Raw genomic sequence first — 19,840 nt, forward strand, 5'->3', positions numbered from 1 at the left:
ACTAAAAAACCCTCTTCAATAAGAAGAGGGTGGATAGATGTTCTCTTCTTATCTGTCAGACAAATTTCCGTCTGCTGGATTTAGCACCGCGTAAAATAACCGGTTGCTGGGCTTCATAGGGCCATTCCCTCTGCCACTCTTGATAAGATTTACTATTGAATTAATCAGAATGTTAAAGCATTTATGTTCTAAAGTCAATATATTTGTTAAAAGATTTTGAAATTTCTACGGATAGATAATTAATATTTCCTAAGAAATATGTCTATTCATGCAACCTGATTATTCGATTTTACAATCGGCAGGCCTTTAAATACGAAATAAAAATAAAGAGAGCCAATCAAATATAATATCGAAGTAATTGTAAATACATATGCATAACCCCAATATGAACCGTATATTAAAACAATTGATGTTGAAACTGGTCCCATTAATGCCCAGCCAAGTTGAAAGACCATTTGATTAACAGAGTTGGCAAGTCCTTTCATAGAATCATCGACTCGAGCCATCATTAGTGAGGACTGAATCGGATTTCCTGCATTCATTAGTGCTTGCCTGAATAAAAAGCCAATTCCAGCTATATATAAATTTTCTGTATAAGCAGTTAGTAATAAAAATGGCAGAGAGAGCAATTGCAAATAGACAACTGCCCTTACCTCTCCTACCTTCCTAACAACTGCCGGTCCAATAATCATCGCCACAGCAGTTGCTGCCTGTCCTAATGATAAAATGATTCCTATTATCGAATTATTAGCATGAAATCGATCTGAAAAATACAAATTTAAATAAGGGATTACTAAACCTGAGCCGAAGCCAATGATCATCTGTGCTCCTGCAAATAATGCAATAAGCTTTAATTGAGATTTATTTATCCAAAAGCTTTCCATTAAGGACAACTTCGTTTTTGAATTGTCAGCCACTCGCTTTTTTTCAGACATCTTAAAGATTGGTAAAATTCCAGCTACATATATACCAACTGCAATTAGAAGTGTCATTCGTACACTTGTTAAAGCACTAAAATTCAATACATAATGAAATGTATCAGATAACACTCCACCTAAAATATTTCCTACAACATTAGCAGCCATCATGATTGCGGCATGAAAGCTAAATAAATGGACTCTTTGCTTAGGCGTAGAATTTTCTGCTAACCAAGGAATCCCTGATACTTGGATGAAAGCAGTTGAAAGACCAGTAAGGAAAGCGGTAGCAATTAACAATTCCTCAATATCAATAATACTTCTCGAAAATAAAGCAATTGCTGATATAGCAACACCGAGAGCCATAACCTTTTTTCGTCCCATTTTGTCACTCAGTATACCCGCAGGGACTAAAATAATTGCTGATGCTAATGCCGTCATGGCAATGATTGTTCCATTCATTTGTTCTGAATAACCTAATTCTCTTATGTAAAAATTGTATATCACCATAAATATACCCATACCTATTTGGGTGTAAATATTTGTAAGAATAAATAGTTTTACATTTTTATTATATGATATGTATTGTCGTTTCCAGTCATTTAATAGACTCATAATCTTTCTCCCTAGATGTATTTCGACTCCCTAAATATCATACCTTTTTTTTAGAAAAAATCAATATAAAAAGCATCGCCAAATCACTTTTAGCGATGCTACTTATTAGAAATTATTTCGAGTAAATATGGTACATTTTTAAATGCATAAATTTTATTATAAACCTTGCTATTTTGAAAAATGAGCAAACAAGGTACACTTTCAACTTCCCACTCGAATGCGCGACCGGGGATGTAATTCAAATCACACTTCCCAATTGCTACATCAGGAATTATTTCGGTTACAACCTGCATCATTTTTGATGCTACCTGACAAGTGCCGCAAAGTGGTGTATATAAATAGAGGCAAAAAAAGTCTTTTTTTGCAATCGCTTCGTCTATATCTTTTTCGTTCCATTCATTCATAAAATTTTCAAATCCTCAAGTTTGTTTAGTGACTTTTAGAACTTCTTTTACAATAAATATTCTGTATGAACATCAATATTGGCTCTAAGAAGTACCGTTGCGATATGTTGTTCTGGAGCTGTTGCTACTTCACGATACATTTTATCAATGTAAAGATGCTCAGCTTCTGGAAATTCACGTTTAAACTGCTTTCTAAGCTTTTCACCAGCAGCATCCGCATCAACGAGAATATAAACATCTTTATTATATACATGTTCAATTAACTCATCGAGCTTTGAAATACTAATCGTCCCATTTGTACAAATGATTTCAACAGGTTCATTTATAACAGCCTCTACTTTCTTTTTATCTGATCTCCCTTCGACAATAATAACTCTTTCTATTTCACCCAAACTCATCATACATCACCTAGTTTCAGTGTACATTCTACTACTATTCCCTTTATTTTATAAAAATGATCAAACATTGGTGAATCCTGTTCATTGTATATAGTAAAAAGGCAGGTTACTAACATCTGCCTCTTCTGATTTATTAGTATCCATAGTAATAGTTGAAACTAAAAAGGGAACGACAAAGCCGTTCGCCGATTTTAATTAATCTTCGTTAATCATTTCTTCATATTGCTCTGCGGTCATAAGTTTATCAATTTCACCTTTATCAGTAGGTTCTATAACAATCATCCATGCTTTTTCATAGGGTGAATCATTAACAAACTCTGGGCTATCATCAAGGTCTTCATTTATCTCTACAACTTTTCCACTAATTGGAGCATACAACTCTGAAACAGTTTTTACTGATTCAACACTTCCAAATGGCTCGTCTACTTTTATTTCATCTCCAACCTCTGGAAGCTCTACAAAGACGATATCTCCTAGTTCAGATTGTGCAAAATCAGTAATACCGATTCGAACCTTTTCCCCTTCAACTTTTACCCACTCATGTTCTTCAGAGTAGCGTAATTCTTTAGGTGTATTCATGTTTATTACCTCCATTAATTAGCAAATTTATATGTATAAAAGTTCTCATAAATGAGGCCTTTTAATCCCATGTAACTATTTCCAGGTTTGTTCGAATTGCACTTCGTTAAATCCAACAGTAACCTTATGACCATCGGTAAGAAGTGGTCGTTTTATTAGCATTCCATCAGAGGCTAATAGGGCTAATAGCTCTTCTTCTGTTGCAGTATTCATTTTTTCCTTAACACCAAGTTCGCGATATTTTTGTCCACTTGTATTAAAAAACTTTTTTAATTCTATACCACTCATTTTATACATAGCTGCTAGTTCCTCTTTCGTTGGTGGACTCTCAACAATATGTATTTCTTCAAATGAAAGCTGATGTTCCTCTAACCACTTTTTAGCTTTTCGACAGGTTCCACATTTCGGATACCAATAGAGCTTTATTGTCATAATTTTCACCACCTACATTCAGAAAAACTAGGAAAAATTACATGTTCACTATAAGAAAACATGTACCATCTGATATTTTACCATATGAAAATTGGAAATCATAATTTTTAAACTATACACAGACTATAATTTCGACTAATTTTTCATTATTTCCTGCTCTTTGGCCAAATTAATTTGTGAACTTTTATAGGCATAAGGAAAAGCGCTGGAGCTAGACATTGAAAAAGCTCCCGTAGGAGCTTTTTCATTTACATATTAAACAGTATATTTTTCAGCTTCAATTAATGAAGCAGCTGCTTCACGCTTTTTAGCAATCACATTGATTGGGTTATGGCGAGTAAATTTACGTAGTGCAGAAATCATCATACGTAAAGTATCTCCTTCTTCTGTTGCTACAAGAGTTTCTTTCGCATGTCCTTCGATTTCATTGAATGCTTCTTGGACAAATACTTGAGTATAGAGAAGCTTTTGTTGGTTCTTTTCTAAACCTGTTTTATTAATTGCTTTTTCCGTACGTAAAACAACTGATTCCATTGCATAGACATTAGCTGCAATATCAGCAATATTTGCAAGGATTTCTTGTTCTTGCTCTATTTTCGGACCATATTTTTGAGCCGCCAAGCCAGCAATCATTAAACCAATTTTCTTAGCATTGCGCACAAGATATTTTTCTTGCTCAAGTACACCATCGCCAACTTCCTCAGGCATTAGCATCATAAGCTCTTCTTGAAGTGCTTGTGCTTTTTGAAGAAGAGGTAGCTCACCCTTCATCGCTTTTCGTAAGAATGTTCCTGGAACTAATAGTCGGTTAATTTCATTTGTTCCTTCGAAGATTCGATTGATACGAGAGTCACGGTATGCTCTTTCAATTTCATATTCCTGCATGAATCCGTAACCACCGTGGATTTGTACGCCTTCATCAACAACGAAGTCTAATACTTCAGTATTAAAGAATTTATTGATTGAACATTCGATTGCATATTCTGCAATTGATTTTGCAACTTCTTTTCCATCTTTCACTTCTTCATCAGATAAATTACTCATACGATCTTCGAAGTACCCAACCGTACGGTATACACTTGATTCAGCAGCATAAATTTTTGTTGCCATTGAAGCAAGCTTTTCTTGTATAAGTCTGAATTGAGAAATTGGCGTTTTGAATTGTTGACGTTGATTTGCATATTTTACAGCTAATTCAAACGCACTTTTCGAACCACCTACTGCACCTACTCCTAATTTATAGCGACCGATATTTAGGATATTAAATGCAATCACATGCCCACGTCCAACTTCACCTAGTAAATTCTCAACAGGAACTTGTGCATCTTCTAATATTAATGTGCGAGTTGATGAGCTCTTAATACCCATTTTCTTTTCTTCAGCACCTGTTGATACTCCAGGGAATTCACGATCAACGATGAATGCTGAGAATTTGTCTCCGTCGATTTTTGCATATACAACAAACACGTCAGCAAAACCTGCGTTTGTGATCCATTGCTTTTCACCATTTAATACATAGTGAGTACCTTCTGCATTTAGTTTTGCAGTTGTTTTTGCACCTAATGCATCTGAACCGGAGCTAGGCTCAGTTAGTGCATATGCAGCAAGAAGTTCACCAGATGCTAATTTTGGTAAATATTTTTGCTTTTGTTCTTCATTACCAAATAAAACGATTGGTAATGAACCAATACCCACATGTGCACCGTGAGTAATTGAGAAGCCGCCAGCCTTTGCCATTTTTTCAGCAACTAAAGCAGAAGTAATTTTGTCCAAGCCAAGGCCACCGTATTCTTCTGGTACGTCTACAGCTAATAATCCAAGTTCACCAGCTTGTTTTAATAGCTTAACAGAACGGTCAAATTCATGGTGCTCAAGAAATTCTACTTGAGGTAAAACTTCATTTTCTACATAGTCTTCTGTTGTTTTTGCAATCATTTTATGTTCTTCAGTGTAATCTTCCGGTGTAAATATACGATCAGCTTCTAGGTCTTCGATTAAGAAGCCTCCGCCTTTTACTACTTGATTAGTTGTATTTGCCATTTTATTTCCTCCTTAGGTATTTTTATATACAATTTCTATCAAACTAGTTCAAATACTCCTGCAGCACCCATTCCGCCACCGATACACATTGTAACTACACCAAATTGGACATTGCGACGTTTCATTTCGTGCATTAGAGTAAGTGTAAGCTTTGCTCCAGAGCAGCCAAGTGGATGACCAAGCGCAATCGCTCCTCCATTCACATTAACCTTTTCCTCATCTAAGCCTAATTCACGAATAACCTGTAATGATTGAGAAGCAAATGCTTCGTTCAGTTCAAATAACCCGATATCTGATAGTTCTAACCCTGCAATTTTTAAAGCCTTTGGAATGGCTGCAATTGGACCAATTCCCATTACTTCTGGTGGTACTCCAGCTACGGCAAATGATCTGAATTTTACAAGTGGTGTTAATCCTAAGCTAATTGCCTTTTCACGATCCATTACCATAACCGCCGCAGCTCCATCACTTGTTTGTGAAGAGTTACCAGCAGTTACAGAACCTGTGACAGAAAATGCTGGTCTAAGTTTAGCAAGAACCTGAGCATTTGTATCTTCACGTACACCTTCATCTTGAGAAAATAGAATGTGTTTTTCATGGACTTTATTGTCTGCTCCAAGCTGACGAAGGGTTACATCAACTGGAACGATTTCATCAATGAATTTACCTGCTTTTATCGCTGCAGCTGCGCGTTGATGACTTCTCACCGCAAATGCATCTTGGTCTTCTCGGCTAACTCCATATTTAACTGCTACTTGTTCTGCAGTATGACCCATTCCCATGTAATATTCAGGTGCTGTTTCAGCTAATTTTACATTCGGTCTAACAACATGCCCCATCATTGGTACAAGACTCATCGATTCTGCTCCACCAGCGATTGCTGTGTCAGATGCTCCTAGCATAATTTTTTCTGAAGCATATGCAATCGCTTGAAGACCAGACGAACAGTAGCGATTAATTGTTATTGCAGGAACTGTATGTGGTAATCCTGCTAATGCTCCAATATTACGAGCCATATTTAGTCCTTGCTCTGCTTCAGGCATTGCACAACCAATAATTAAATCATCAATATTTCCTTCATAGTTCCCCGCACGTTTTACTGTTTCTTTAACAACTAAAGCTCCTAAGTCATCGGGACGTACATTAGCTAACGTACCTTTTTTTGCTTTTCCGACCGGGGTTCTAGCACCCGCCACTATTACTGCTTCTCTCACGATATTCCCCCCTAATGGATGGTTAAAAGTTCCGGGAAAAAGCCCTCCCTTTTAACCTTGATATTAAAATTAGTTACGTAATGGTTTTCCTTTTACTAGCATGTGCTGCATTCTTTGTTGTGACTTTGGCTCGCCAACAAGGCTAAGGAATGCTTCACGTTCTAGATCCAATAAGTATTGCTCATCAACCTCAGTTCCGTATGGTACATTTCCACCAGCAATTACCCATGCAAGCTTTTTCGCAATTTTTAAGTCATGGTCTGAAATGAATCCGGAATATTTCATTGATTGTGCACCTAATAAAAGAGTCGCATATCCTGATTCCCCAACAACAGGTACCTTTTTACGGACTGGTGCTTTATAGCCATTCGTAGAAAGCGCTAACACTGCTTGTTTTGCATCATGGATCAAATGATCGCCATTAAAGCTAATGCCGTCTTCACGTGACAAGAAATTGTTCGTTCTAGCTTCATCTGCTGATGTTGAAACCTTTGCCATTGCAATTGTTTCGAAAACTTTATTTGCAACATTTTGAAGTTCAAAATCTACACCATTAGGTAATCCTTGAAGATGGTTGATATAAAGCTCTTTATTACCGCCCCCACCTGGGATTAAGCCTACACCAACTTCAACTAGACCCATATACGTCTCGCTTGAAGCTTGAACTTGTGCAGCTGGTAGACAGATTTCTGAACCACCACCAAGCGTCATTCCAAATGGTGCTGCAACAACTGGTTTTTCACTATACTTAATATTCATCATCGCTTGTTGGAAGTGGCGAACAATCATCTCAATATCAAAATAATTATCGTCCTGTGCTTCCATTAGGATCATTGCAAGGTTTGCACCAACACAGAAGTTCTTTGCTTGGTTACCAATCACAAGTCCTTTATAATTACGACCAACTTCCTCAAGTGAGTAGTTAATCATTTGGATGATATCAATACCAATTGCATTATTTGGTGATGTGAATTCTAAAAGGGCCACATCATCACCTAAGTCTATTAAACTAGCACCACTATTTTTCTTAATGACACCATTTGTTTCTTTTAAGCTCTTTATATTTATATTTTTTGGATTTACTGTTAATGCTTTATACTCACCATTGTGATAGAAAGAAACAGCTCCATTTTCTTTTTTATAAAATGATGTGTGACCGTTTGCTAGCATTTCTTTAATCCATGCTGGTACACTCTTACCCTCTGTTTCCATTTTCTTAACGGATTTTTCAAGACCAATTGCATCCCATGTTTCAAATGGTCCTAATTGCCAGCCAAAGCCCCATCTCATTGCTTCATCAATCGCAACGATATCATCAGCAATTTCACCAAGAAGATTTGCTGAATATAGAAGAGCTGGGCTTGTAATATTCCATAAAAGCTTTCCTGCACGATCTTCTGAATATAGAAGTGTTTTTAATTTATTTGGTAGTCCCTTTACTTGCTTAATTGCTTCAGTAGTTGGTGTTTTTAGCTTTTTACGTTCACCATACTCTAATGTATCAGGATTTAATTCTACTATTTCCTTACCTTGCTTAAGGAAAAAGCCTTGGCCTGATTTACTACCTAACCAGCCTTTTTCTAACATCGTTTTCATGAAAGCTGGAACATCGAATACTTCTTTTTCTTCACCTTCAACTTGTTCAAATACATTTTTTGCAACATGAATGAATGTATCCAGTCCCACAACATCTAGTGTGCGGAATGTCGCACTTTTCGGACGGCCGATCATTGGACCAGTAACGGAATCAACCTCTCCAACGCTGTATCCACCTTTTAACATTTCTCTTACAGTAACAAGGAGACCATACGTACCAATGCGGTTTGCAATGAAGTTAGGCGTATCCTTTGCTTCAACTACACCTTTACCAAGTACATCTTCCCCGAAAGTTTTTATAAATGAAAGAATCTCTGGGTCAGTCTTTTTAGTAGGTATTACTTCCAAAAGCTTTAGATAGCGTGGTGGATTGAAAAAATGTGTACCAAGGAAGTGCTTTTGGAAGTCTTCAGATCTTCCTTCAGCCATTGCCTCTACTGAAATCCCTGATGTATTTGAGCTTACAATGCTTCCTGGCTTTCTAACTGCATCAACTTGGCTAAATACCTTTTTCTTAATTTCAAGGTTTTCTACAACAACTTCTATAATCCAATCAACGTCAGCTAATTTTTCCATATCATCTTCAAAATTACCTGCAGTAAGAAGTGATAAATTAGATTTTGATGTAAGTGGTGCTGGTTTCTGTTTCAATAATTTTTGAAGGGCAGAGTTACTTAGACGATTTCTTACTTGTTTATCCTCTAATGTAAACCCTTTCTTTTTTTCGTCTTCTGATAATTCGCGTGGTACGATATCTAATAATAGTGTTGGTATTCCAATGTTCGCTAAGTGTGCTGCTATACCTGATCCCATTACCCCTGAACCAAGGACTGCTGCCTTTTTAATGCTTTGGATCATTCACAGTTTCCCCCTTTGACCTTTTTTTGAATGAACACTCATTCATTTTCATGCCAAAAAAAATGAGCTCCTATGTATTTAAATATAAAGCAATATTTAAATTTTCGCAATATATTAAGAAAACTATTTTGCTTTTTTCTTTTAATTCAGAATGGAAATACTCCATAAAGGTGACTATAAGAGATGGAGGTGACACTAGATGCCAAAACGTGAGAAAAACCCATCAAAAGCTGGTGTTAGTGCTGCAAGTGTAAAAGGAAATGCTGGTCCTAAGTATGCTCAAACCGGCGGAAAAACGCAAACCACCAATCAACAATACGGTGCAGAAAATACACAGGACAACGAATAACAAGATAAAATTTAGGAGGGGTATTATGCAACAGCAACAACCATTATATACTGCTCAAGGTCAACAGATGCCACAAGCTCCAGCTGTAATTACGTCAAAGGATTTATTATATTTAACCGATATGATGTCATGGAATCTAATTGCACTTAAAAAGGCACATTTTTTTGCTAGTCAATGCCAGATTCAAGAAATATCACAAGCGTTAGAAAAAGTATGCCAGATGCACCAGCGTCACTATAAGCAAATATTAGCCCATATGGAAAAGCACACAAATCAGGCACCTCAACCACCAAGCCAAATGCAACAACAACAAATGCAGCAAAATCAAATGCAATAGAGAGGAGTTAATTATATGAATATGCAGCAAAATCAAAATGCTAATCAAGTAAAGAACCCAAAAATGACTGTCCCTAAAACACCACAAATGAATGATCGTGATTTTTTAAATGACATGCTTGCTACTGAAAAATATATGACAGATGCATATTGTACAGCATTAAATGAAGCAAGCCACGAAGGACTTTATAAGGATATCCAAGCCATTTTTAACGAAACACAAAATTGTCAACGTGAATTGTATAACCTAATGTTCAAAAATGGCTGGTACAAGCTAGAAGAAGAAAACCAACAAAAAGTTCAACAAAAGCTACAACAATTTTATAATTATACAACTACTCAGTTCCCAACCCATAATACTATTCAATAAAGATTAAAGAGATGAAACTCTTCATATAAGTTTCATCTCTTACTTATTTTTCTCACGGTGCTCTACATTTAGTCTTTTTATCTCACCAATGATTTCTTTCATACCATCCTTAGCCTCTGGGTACATTTCATTCCAATGCTTAGCGAGTGGAGGCATTGATTTCGAAATATGAGTATAAAGTGACCAAATCTTTACTTTTTCCTTTAATTCATCAGTACTTTCACCAAGTAATAATTCAGTATATTTTTCTAGTAATCCATCAAATTGCTCGACTAGCTTTTGATCCATCGCTCGCTCTCCTCCCCCTATTTACTACCTACATCAATTCTCTCTTACCTTTTCTAAAACAAGTTGAGCATCATAACCCACTTTGAAGTTAAATATTTCAGCCGGCATTCCTTCTATCGCATGAACCAGGCTTGATATTAAAGTCATATTCCCCGAAGTTTCTGCCTGAATTGGCTCAATCTTTTCACCTAATTTCCCACCCTCAAGCTGAGACCAGTTCACAAGAGATAAAGTCCCCTCAGTACCATATATCGTATAGGCAATTCTCTCTTCGCCTGCAATTTTACTTATTCCATTAATAGTAAATGGTGTACCATCACATATCTCTAAATTGGCAATTACACCCGTTTCACATTTTTCACGATTCTCCGGCAATTCTAACTGACTATGAAGATATGTAATATTTCCAAAAAGCCGATTTGTTAATTGGATAAAATGTACCCCAACCTCTAGAACAAATCCACCCTGTTCGCGTTCTCCAACCCATTCATTCCTTTGCCAAGGTCTTGGCCATTCTGGAAAGTGCATTGTTAGTTCAACCCTACGTAAGTCACCTATATACTTATCTTTTAAAAGCTTCTCAAGTGTGAATACCTCTGGGCTGTAATTAAGAGGAAAATTCATTGCATGGATAATCCCTGCGGTCTCTGCTCTTTCCATCATTTCCCTCGCTTCACTTACAGAATTAGCTAACGGTTTTTCACAAAGAACATGGATTCCCTTTTCAATCACATCTAATACAATTTTATGGTGAAACTTTGGTGGAACGGCTACGTATACAATATCTAAAGCTTGTTGCTCAAGCATTTCAAGATGATTGTTGTACCAACTAATTCCACCTAATTTTCCAGCCACTTCTTTCGCACGGCTTGAATTCGTATCAACTACCGCCATAACAGCAGTCTTTTCATGTGCTGTAAAGCCTTTAATAAGCCTCTCTCCTATAGCACCAAGGCCAATAACGCCAACCCTAATCTTTTTCAAATTTTTCTCACTCCCCCTGATATTGTTCATATTGTATCGTGCAAATCCCCAATGGTGCTAGACACTTTAATTTTACACAAATGATTTTATGTCATAAATATTCCCGTTAATTAGAGCTTGGTTAAATATTAGGTCTAGGATGATTCCGGCTACATAATCTGGGGACCTTAGCATTCCCTTTTCATTAAACTCAATAAATTGATTGACATCAGTAAAATCTTCTTCATCTGTAGATCTTATTGTCTTTTGCATATCTGTATCCATCACACCAGGTGAGAAGGATATCATTGTTACTGGATTCTCCGTTACTTCTTGCTCAAGTCCGACAGATTTTGTAAACATATCCAGTCCAGCTTTTGAGCTTGAGTATGTGCTCCATCCATGTCTTGGATTATTCGCTGCCCCTGATGAAATATTAACAACTACTTTTTTAGTTGAAAAGGATGAAGTATGACGAATGAAATATGTACTCAAAATCATTGGTGCAATAAGATTCACGTGAATATTTTCAGAGATTTCCCTTGTGTTAGCTTTACCTATCGGCTTAATCGGATCAATAACACCAGCATTATTGATAAGATATATTCCTTCCGCACTAGAGAAATCAATTGAGGAGAAAATTCGCTCCATCACCTTTTCGATTTCCTCGTTTTTTTGGAGGTCACATGAAAAATAATATAAATTGATCCCCTGACTACTCGCAAAATCCTTTAACTCATTATTTTGCTTTCTAGAAATACAAAAAATTGTATGATTTTTATGTAGTAATTGCTTAACTAATGATTCTCCAAGACCTCGTGATGTTCCAGTTATAATAAAATATTTCAAATAAGACACCTCTATTTAATTGATTGCATTCTTCCTATTTCCCTTTTACAAGATTCACCAATGCTTTTACAAAAATATAACCATCAGATTCTTTTTCTTTAATCTTAAAAGGTATAATATTCACTCCTCCTACCCAAAGATTAAAAAGGATAAACAGCCTTAATGATGTTGTTTCTGTCAAACCTAAAATAGTCATTATGACAACAACTATTATATTAAGAATTGGACCAGATAGAGATATAACTCCCCTTTTCCATTCTTGCAATCTCCCTTGATACTCATTAGTAGAATAAGCCCCGATAAAATAAGCCAGCATGACATCTACTTTTGTTTCTTTCACATGGAAATGAAAAAGTTTCGGTCCCGTTCCGAGCTGAATTTGACTCCCCTTGATTCCTAAAAACTTCGCCCCGGAAACATGGCCAACTTCATGAAGTAAGTTAGTTAGTGGTACAGATAGGAATAAAAACACGAAAAATATTAACATAATTCCCCTATTTTTTTCTTATTGGATTTTAATGAATAATTCTAATCTCCCTCTATGAAATTGTACCACCACCTTATTCAATAATGCCAGTTTCCGTTAACACAACTTTTGCCTTCACATTGATTTCTATGTTCTGATAATCTTCTTCCCATTTCTTCGTATCAAATTTTCGATCTCCAGTTTTAGCCATATAACCGATACCAACTGGATCAATATTTTCATTCTGAAAATTCTTTAGCATCTTTTCAGATTTCTGTTCAATTGTCTCTTCAAGTTGATTAACAATTTTCTTAATAATTGGTTCAGTCGTTTGTATACCTGAAAATTCACTTAGAACGCCCTTATAGAAAATCGAAATATTCACCTTTGGTTCTCCACTTACCTCAGTCACCTTAATTAATCTACTCGACTCAATTCTTCTAATCGATGCATACTCATCTGAATCCTTTAAAAATAACGTATATGATCCTTCACTAAAGTTTTCTACCATTGCTTTAAAGAAAAACATTTCCGTTTCTTTAAGTTCGGCTACCATTTTATTATCCTTAAAAAAAGCTAACCCATCAATCATTGCCTTATCTCCGATTAATTTAAGAATGGGCAAATACGGATCCATTCCGTCCGCATAATGGCGAAATAAAAACGTATGAAGATCTGACTCTGGTACATCACGGCGCTTTGTATTGTGTTCAATAATTCTCGATAGATATAAGCCTGTTCCACGGTTTCCTAAATGCTGTTCTAATAGTTTCCCTGCCTCATCACGAACTACACCTAAATACACTTTTGCTCCAATGCTTGCATCCCGTTGAAGAGAATCTACATATTCAGTAATTCCTTTTTCTGCTAAATCCTCTCCATAAAGAACTACCTTTAATGCACCAGTCACTAGCGGATCTGCCGATTTTTTTTGTAAGACATTCATGATTTCCTTTGCTAACACTGATTCCTGTGTAAATGATTCATCGGAGATGCTTTTATCCCCTTTAAACACTGGAATTACCGCTGTGCCTTTAATTTTTCCCTCATCAACCTTATCAAAACCAATCGCCATCACAATATTAACCTCATCAATTATTTCTTCCTCAACATTGCCAAAGGTGAGAGTTAAAATGAGCAGGATAACGACGCAAACAAAAATTAGGATTTTTTTCATTTTTTATCCCTCAATTTACGGATGATTAGTGTAAGTACAAAGAGAATTGGAATATAGAAAAAGATAAAATAAAAACCAAAGGTTGACATATAATCATTTAGCAAACCAATGCTTTGTCTTGTTCTAAACAAACCTGTAATAATAAAAACAATGATCATGATCCCGATTAACGCTTTCTTTTGTCTTACTGCAAATACTCTCTTTATCCCTCTACTTGAAGCCCAAAGTGTCAAACAGAGATTTGGTAGAATAACGAGTAACCATGTTGTAATACCAATATACTCAAACCTTTCAACAAAGGGCATGACAACACTTTTAAACATAGCTAGAGTAGCCCATATTTGCTTATCTAGTTGTTTTTCACTAAAAAATACAAATGCTGTTAAACATACAACAAGGTATAGAATGGTTGTCATAAAAGCCCCAAGATGTGCCCATTTCTTCGACTTCTGCGGATCCTTGATAAAAGGATAATATATTAAGATAACTTCAAAACCGATAATACTTAAGCTCATATGTTTTGTAGCACTTACAATATCTTTTAATGAATGGGTCATCACAGGTAAAAGATTTCGTATATGTGCTGATTCCAATGGATATACAATTAATAAAATGATATAAGATGGTAGGATAACACTAAAAAAACTTATTCCGGTTACTGTTCGAAAGCCACCTGCAATAATATAGTAGATAAGTAGCAGCATATAAATGGAAAAAATCCATTTATTAAATTCCGGAAACATCCATACTTGTACCACCTCGATGAATGATCGTAGTACAGTTATTGACATTGTCACTAAGTAGATGCAAAATACGACACTAATTAAGCCACCGATCCATTTTCCATAGACCTCTTTGTGGACTTCAACCAGATCCCCATTCGATTCTTCCAATATCCGATAAATCATCCATAAAATAATATGTACTGCAATACCTACAATAATGATTGCAATCCAACTATCATAGCCTGCGGATTTTGCGATAATACGTTGAAAGCCTAAAATTCCAATACCGATTTGCATAGAATTGATTAAAAAAAATACCAAAAAGGGCGAAATTAAAAATTGTTCTTTAATCCTTTCCATTGCAACATCTCCTTTGACGATCGGCTATTCATCAATATCCCTTTTTGCAGTCGCATTCTTTTCACTGAAACGCTCTGTATTGTTCGTGCGTAAAAATACAGGCCGTTTTGAAAGTCTTGAAAAAGGCAATCTAACAAACGCATCCTTTAAATCTCTAAGCCGAGGTGGATAAATGGGCTCCAAGTACGGGCGCCCCAACGATGTTAACCGGATTAGATGGGTTAACATCAAACAAAAGCAAAATACAATTCCTAGTAGACCCCATAATTGGGCAAACAATAGAAAGGGAAAGCGAATCAAACGAATTGTGTTACCCATTATATATACAGGTGTTGTAAAAGACGCGAGTGCAGCTAAGGCGACAATTATGAGTAACACATTACTTGTTAATCCCGCTTCAACTGATGCAGTTCCAATTACAATCCCACCCACGATACCAATTGTTTGACCAACCTTCGTTGGTAGTCTTGCTCCAGCCTCGCGTAAAAGCTCGATAGTCAGTTCTAAAAACAACGCTTCTAAAATCGGTGGTAATGGCACCTCACGTCTGGATGTAACTAATGTTGCCAACAAATCCCTAGGAATTAATTCGTGATGATATGTCAGTACGGCCACATAAAGGGGCGTTACTAGGATTGAAAATATAACTGCAAATAATCTGAGTAACCGCACAAAAGAAGCAATATACCAGTTAAAAAAGTAATCATCAAATGATGAAAAGAATTCCACTAGGGTTGTTGGACTAATGAACGCTTGTGGTGAGCCACTTGATAACATCACTACTTTTCCCTCAACGAGTACAGAAACGGCGCGGTCGGGTCGTTCCGTTTGTAACGATAAAGGGAAAGGAGAATTTACATTATCATCAATCATTTGAGCAATAAATGAGCTATCAATAATTTGATCGTATTCAACATCGTCAATTCTTTGCAGAATGGTTTGAACATTTGCCTTATCTACAATTCCATCCATATACAAAACAGCTACTTTGGTATTTGTGACTTTTCCGACGGTTAATATTTTCACTTTAAGATTAGATGTTGGTAATCTTTTTCTAATCAGATTTATGTTTGTATCTAAAGATTCTACAAATGCCTCCTTTGGACCAATTACACTAAATTCAAGCTCGGGTGCTGGAATACTTCGGGTCTCTTTATTATCTAAAGGAATCAGTGCACATTTCATATCACTTTTATGATACTGAACCATGACATGACCATCATTAATTCTATCTTCGATTTCATCCAACTTATCAGTGATGATAATGTTATCGATTGGTATAATAGCTTTTAATTCATTAATTGAATTCACTCGAAAGTTAAGTAAGTATGGCAATAAATATTTATGTAGGTTGTCCGCCTTTACCATTGTCCTTTGATAGCACAACCAAAATGGACGTTGTGCTTCAGCATTAAGTACACATTTAAAATCCGCGGATTTTTTAAAAATGTTATTTATTTCTTCTACTAATTTTGGCTTGTCAGCCTCTTTTTTGAACCAATTTCCCATACGAATCCCCTTTAAATGAGGTAGTTTTTTTGCATGATGTTTCCTTATTAATTATTCCTTGAAATGTATGGGATTTATGCATTTAATTTCTTTTCTAATTTTTTGGAACATGTAATTTTTGGAACATCTTCAAATGGTCTTTTAAGCATGAAACTTATTCTTTGGCAAAATACTAGAGGTAAATAAGTATTTTGAGGTGAAAAAGATGCGTAAAAAAATGGGGTTTGCGATAACACTAGTAGTAGCAGTAGGTCTGGCCATTTTTATTTCATTTTTATCGGTCGATAATCAAAGGGAGGACGGTCCTAAAATAACTTCAAACCCTGCTCCAATAACAAATAATCAAACACGACAACGTCCACATGTGATGAACGTAGATGCTCTGAAATCATATCAAAAGGTCCAGAATCATTTAAATAATCATCCTAAAGTAACCGTTATTGATCATAATGGGAAGGATAAAAGTCATTATCATGATGGTCAAGTTGTTGTAAATTTTAAAAAGAAGCTTCCAAAAACCGAAATTGACCGTATGCTTAAAGAAATTAATGGAAAGCTTCTTCAACAGAATGATAGTTCATACATTTTCTCATCTTATAAATTAGCAATTCCAGAGTTAATAAAGTATTTTGATTCAATGGAAAATGTTGAATTTACTGAACCTAATTATATTTTAATAAAAAACGCACAACCAAATGACCTTCTGTACAACGACTATCAGTGGAACCTCCGCATGATTGAAACTGAAAATGGCTGGGGTTTTTCTAGGGGTGCTGATAATGTTGTAATTGCTGTGATTGATACTGGGGTTGATTTAGATCATCCTGATTTAGCAGGTAGAATTACCAATGGTTATAACTTAGTCAAAGAAAATCAAACACCTGATGATGACAATGGTCACGGGACACATGTTGCTGGCATTATTGCTTCTAAAACGAATAATCATGAAGGGATTGCAGGTATAACTTGGTTTAATCCAATCATGCCAATAAAAGCTATGGGTCCCGATGGATATGGTTCATCATTTGATATCGCAAGAGGAATTATTTGGGCAACTGATAATGGGGCTGATGTGATTAATATGAGCCTTGGCAATTATCAAAAATCTAAGATGCTGAAGCATGCAGTTGATTATGCATATCAGCGTGATGTCATCATGGTTGCTGCTTCAGGCAACGATAATTCTAGTCAGCCAAGTTATCCAGCGGCATTTCCACAAGTTCTATCTGTTGCCGCTGTCGATGATAATGGTGATCGCGCAGAATTTTCAAATTATGGAAATTATATTGATGTATCCGCACCCGGCGTTGATATTCCAAGCACTTATATCGATCATCAATATGCAGCACTCTCTGGTACGTCTATGGCGGCACCTCATGTAACAGCACTCGCTGCACTAATACGTTCAAGAAACCCTTCTCTCTCCAATAAAGAAGTAATTAAAATCATCAAGCAAACAAGTATCGACCTTGGGAAAGCCGGCAAAGACAACCTATTTGGCGAAGGCCTAATCGATATCGTTAGCGCACTTGAACGCGCAAACAAATAGCAATTTATTAATGATACCTAACAACTCTATGGAGATAATGTTTTCGGTAAGGTGGGGCTAGACCCTACCTTTTTGTTTTTTTATTCATATTATGTAGGGCTATGGTAAGAATAAGCAATGGCAGTAATATTGGATTTGGAGGCAGAAAATTGTTTCGTAGTTACAGATTAGATAAAAGGGAAAGTCAACTTTTCTTTTTATCTGTAATCATTATTCTTATTTTCGTTTCACCTTATTTTATTTTAGGAGAAGATGCTCATTTACGAGTGCATGATAATTTAGATTCAAATATTGCATGGTATAAAGTTTTATCAGAGAGTGATCAGCTGTTGGGAGGAATTGATTCAACGATTCCACAAATCATCAATGGTCAACTTGATCGAGGAGCCTTTGGTACTGAGTTAAGTGGTATTGTCTGGCTACATGTTCTTTTTTCACCGATGATTGCCTATGGCTTAAGCCAACTAGTCACGAGATTGTTTGCGTTTCTTGGAATGTACTTATTACTTAGGAACCATTTTATCACTAGCGTCGAGTATTCATGGATTCGGATAGGTACTTCGTTAGCTTTTGCTCTCACACCCTTTTGGCCTTCTGGAATGCTCAGTACGCTAGGGATGCCTCTTGCTTTATGGGCCCTTTTAAACATTCGCGCTGGCCGAAGATCTTGGACCAATTGGGTTACCTTAACATTACTTCCTTTCTACTCAAGCTTCGTACTCGGTTTCTTCTTTTTTATCAGTGCAATAGGGATCTTTTGGTTAGCAGATATTGTGAGAGGAAAAGGGTTGAATTTACGTTTTTTATTAGCCATTATCTATTTTAGTTTAGTATTTGTATTCGTTGAATATCGACTTTTCTATTCATTTTTCTTTATAAACGAGCCCAACAGTCGAGATGAGTATTTTCATGCAAGGCTTTCTTTACTTCGAACATTACGATTAGCACTAAAAAACTATGTTTTAGGTCATACACATGTGATGACGGTACATAGTTTGATCATTTTACCTGTTAGTATTTATGCTTTGTTTATTGTTTTCTTGAAAAGGATTTGGAAACAAGAAAAGGTTTTTCTCTATTTACATGTATTGAATGCTCTTTTATCAATTTGGTATGCTTTTTGGTTTTATAAAGGCTGGGTCCCTATAACTGAGCGTTTTCACTTCCTTAATACTTTTAATTTTGCGAGGTATCACTTTCTACGACCAATGGTCATCTATGTTTTATTTGCACTTTCTTTGAAGATCATCTGGATGAAAAATAAAAGTATGAAACAATGGTGTATGGTTTTTATGATTGCCCAGTTAGTTGTAGTTAGTGGTTTTAATGAAGAAATTAGATATAAAAATAAACCATCATTTAAGGAATTTTATGCTGAGACGCAGTTCACTCAGATAAAAAAACACATTGACCAACCCCTTGATACTTTCCGAATCGCAAGTATTGGTATTCATCCAGCAATTGCACAATTCAATGGCTTTTACACTCTCGATACGTACAATAACTTTTATCCACTTCCTTATAAACATCAATTTAGAGAAATTATCGCAGCTGAATTAGATAAAAATAAACAGCTCAAGCAATATTTTGATGAGTGGGGTGGGAGATGCTATATCTTTTTGGACGAGCTTGGCAAAAATTATATGTTTACAAAGACTTCGAAAAAAGAAATTAAGAAAATGGATCTTAATATAGAGCCATTTATGGAGATGGGTGGCCGCTATCTTTTTTCTGCCCTCCCGATAAAAAATGCACAGGAGAATGGACTGCATCTAGAAAAGATATTTGATTCAAATGAATCAGCGTGGAGGATTTACCTTTATAAGGTCCAAGGATAGTGGGAACA

The 19,840-nt window shown here is 36.0% G+C and carries 20 protein-coding genes and 1 riboswitch; of the genes, 5 read left to right on the forward strand and 15 right to left on the reverse strand.

Annotated elements, in window-relative coordinates:
• Positions 1-45: 45 nt before the first annotated feature.
• Positions 46-149: riboswitch (SAM riboswitch) on the reverse strand.
• 117 nt (positions 150-266) lie between these two features.
• The 8 genes from MJG50_RS09555 to MJG50_RS09590 all read right to left on the reverse strand — a co-directional run bounded on the left by MJG50_RS09555 (position 267) and on the right by MJG50_RS09590 (position 9,053).
• Complete coding sequence (locus MJG50_RS09555) at positions 267-1,532, reverse strand: MFS transporter (protein WP_240255180.1); 1,266 nt, start codon at positions 1,530-1,532, stop codon at positions 267-269.
• Positions 1,533-1,630: 98 nt separating this feature from the next.
• Positions 1,631-1,936 (reverse strand): thioredoxin family protein, encoded by a 306-nt coding sequence (locus MJG50_RS09560; protein WP_240255182.1) that lies wholly within the window; start codon positions 1,934-1,936, stop codon positions 1,631-1,633.
• A gap of 47 nt (positions 1,937-1,983) precedes the next feature.
• Positions 1,984-2,334 (reverse strand): toprim domain-containing protein, encoded by a 351-nt coding sequence (locus MJG50_RS09565; RefSeq protein WP_240255184.1) that lies wholly within the window; start codon positions 2,332-2,334, stop codon positions 1,984-1,986.
• A gap of 195 nt (positions 2,335-2,529) precedes the next feature.
• A complete protein-coding gene (gene gcvH / locus MJG50_RS09570) occupies positions 2,530-2,913 on the reverse strand; it encodes a glycine cleavage system protein GcvH (RefSeq protein ID WP_240255186.1) in 384 nt (127 codons plus the stop codon).
• A 75-nt stretch (positions 2,914-2,988) separates the two neighbouring features.
• A complete protein-coding gene (locus MJG50_RS09575; protein WP_240255188.1) occupies positions 2,989-3,345 on the reverse strand; it encodes an arsenate reductase family protein in 357 nt (118 codons plus the stop codon).
• A 255-nt stretch (positions 3,346-3,600) separates the two neighbouring features.
• Positions 3,601-5,385 carry an acyl-CoA dehydrogenase FadE gene (locus MJG50_RS09580; protein WP_240255191.1) on the reverse strand — a complete coding sequence of 595 codons (1,785 nt, stop codon included), beginning with the start codon at positions 5,383-5,385 and terminating at the stop codon, positions 3,601-3,603.
• A gap of 38 nt (positions 5,386-5,423) precedes the next feature.
• Positions 5,424-6,599 carry an acetyl-CoA C-acetyltransferase gene (locus tag MJG50_RS09585; protein WP_240255193.1) on the reverse strand — a complete coding sequence of 392 codons (1,176 nt, stop codon included), beginning with the start codon at positions 6,597-6,599 and terminating at the stop codon, positions 5,424-5,426.
• Between the two features lie 69 nt (positions 6,600-6,668).
• Entirely contained in the window at positions 6,669-9,053 is a 2,385-nt protein-coding gene (locus MJG50_RS09590) for a 3-hydroxyacyl-CoA dehydrogenase/enoyl-CoA hydratase family protein (protein ID WP_240255195.1), read from the reverse strand.
• A 199-nt stretch (positions 9,054-9,252) separates the two neighbouring features.
• Between MJG50_RS09590 and MJG50_RS09595 the strand changes: the two genes are divergently transcribed.
• Genes MJG50_RS09595 through MJG50_RS09605 form a run of 3 tightly spaced genes read left to right on the forward strand, consistent with a single transcriptional unit; the run spans position 9,253 to position 10,108 of the window.
• The gene (locus MJG50_RS09595; RefSeq protein ID WP_240255197.1) at positions 9,253-9,402 is read left to right on the forward strand and encodes a YuzL family protein; all 150 of its coding nucleotides are present in this window, start codon (positions 9,253-9,255) and stop codon (positions 9,400-9,402) included.
• 25 nt (positions 9,403-9,427) lie between these two features.
• The gene (locus tag MJG50_RS09600) at positions 9,428-9,739 is read left to right on the forward strand and encodes a hypothetical protein (protein ID WP_240255199.1); all 312 of its coding nucleotides are present in this window, start codon (positions 9,428-9,430) and stop codon (positions 9,737-9,739) included.
• 21 nt (positions 9,740-9,760) lie between these two features.
• Complete coding sequence (locus MJG50_RS09605; RefSeq protein ID WP_240255297.1) at positions 9,761-10,108, forward strand: spore coat protein; 348 nt, start codon at positions 9,761-9,763, stop codon at positions 10,106-10,108.
• Positions 10,109-10,147: 39 nt separating this feature from the next.
• On the opposite strand, the gene MJG50_RS09610 is transcribed toward MJG50_RS09605, so the two are convergent.
• From MJG50_RS09610 to MJG50_RS09640, 7 genes are all read right to left on the reverse strand, one after another.
• Positions 10,148-10,396, reverse strand: coding sequence for a YusU family protein (locus MJG50_RS09610; RefSeq protein ID WP_240255201.1), 249 nt, complete (start codon positions 10,394-10,396; stop codon positions 10,148-10,150).
• 33 nt (positions 10,397-10,429) lie between these two features.
• Positions 10,430-11,380 carry a Gfo/Idh/MocA family protein gene (locus MJG50_RS09615; protein ID WP_240255203.1) on the reverse strand — a complete coding sequence of 317 codons (951 nt, stop codon included), beginning with the start codon at positions 11,378-11,380 and terminating at the stop codon, positions 10,430-10,432.
• Between the two features lie 72 nt (positions 11,381-11,452).
• Entirely contained in the window at positions 11,453-12,208 is a 756-nt protein-coding gene (locus MJG50_RS09620) for a (S)-benzoin forming benzil reductase (protein WP_240255205.1), read from the reverse strand.
• A gap of 34 nt (positions 12,209-12,242) precedes the next feature.
• The gene (locus tag MJG50_RS09625; RefSeq protein ID WP_240255207.1) at positions 12,243-12,680 is read right to left on the reverse strand and encodes a site-2 protease family protein; all 438 of its coding nucleotides are present in this window, start codon (positions 12,678-12,680) and stop codon (positions 12,243-12,245) included.
• Between the two features lie 88 nt (positions 12,681-12,768).
• Complete coding sequence (locus MJG50_RS09630; protein ID WP_240255209.1) at positions 12,769-13,851, reverse strand: Ger(x)C family spore germination protein; 1,083 nt, start codon at positions 13,849-13,851, stop codon at positions 12,769-12,771.
• Positions 13,848-14,936 (reverse strand): GerAB/ArcD/ProY family transporter, encoded by a 1,089-nt coding sequence (locus tag MJG50_RS09635; protein WP_240255210.1) that lies wholly within the window; start codon positions 14,934-14,936, stop codon positions 13,848-13,850. The genes MJG50_RS09630 and MJG50_RS09635 overlap by 4 nt, the downstream gene beginning before the upstream one ends.
• 24 nt (positions 14,937-14,960) lie before the next feature.
• Entirely contained in the window at positions 14,961-16,445 is a 1,485-nt protein-coding gene (locus MJG50_RS09640; RefSeq protein ID WP_240255212.1) for a spore germination protein, read from the reverse strand.
• A 205-nt stretch (positions 16,446-16,650) separates the two neighbouring features.
• Here MJG50_RS09640 and MJG50_RS09645 point away from each other — a divergent pair, with 205 nt between their 5' ends.
• Complete coding sequence (locus MJG50_RS09645) at positions 16,651-17,994, forward strand: S8 family peptidase (RefSeq protein ID WP_240255214.1); 1,344 nt, start codon at positions 16,651-16,653, stop codon at positions 17,992-17,994.
• Positions 17,995-18,143: 149 nt separating this feature from the next.
• The gene (locus MJG50_RS09650) at positions 18,144-19,832 is read left to right on the forward strand and encodes a DUF6044 family protein (protein ID WP_240255216.1); all 1,689 of its coding nucleotides are present in this window, start codon (positions 18,144-18,146) and stop codon (positions 19,830-19,832) included.
• Positions 19,833-19,840 lie beyond the last annotated feature (8 nt).

The sequence above is a fragment of the Fredinandcohnia quinoae genome (assembly GCF_022427965.1).
Classification (GTDB): Bacteria; Bacillota; Bacilli; order Bacillales; family Bacillaceae_L; genus Ferdinandcohnia; species Ferdinandcohnia quinoae.